The organism is Onishia niordana (genome assembly GCF_004798965.1).
Taxonomy (GTDB): Bacteria; Pseudomonadota; Gammaproteobacteria; order Pseudomonadales; family Halomonadaceae; genus Onishia; species Onishia niordana.
Map to the genome: position 1 here is coordinate 1 of NZ_SDSD01000178.1, position 230 is coordinate 230.

General features: G+C 36.1%; 1 protein-coding gene. It reads right to left on the minus strand.

Going from position 1 to position 230, the window contains the following annotated elements; all coding sequences use genetic code 11:
• The coding region (locus ETC27_RS18405) for a hypothetical protein (RefSeq protein ID WP_205742813.1) at positions 1 to 230 on the minus strand (230 nt) is incomplete at both ends.

Here is a 230-nt window from a genome sequence, read left to right on the forward strand (position 1 = left end):
AGCTATCTGGAGAATAACCAACACTTCGCTCAAGGTCCGAAAAGTGCATACCATTTTGGTAAATTGGATATTTACTTTCCGCTGAGACAATCTGTTCTGCTCGTTGGATATTGTTGTATTTTTCTAAAGACCAGCCCTTTATTTTATCAATATTTTCACGCGCGTATTGGTTCCTGTTTTTCTTTAAAGAGGAGTCACTTTGGAATAGTTTTTGATTTTGAGAAGTTGTT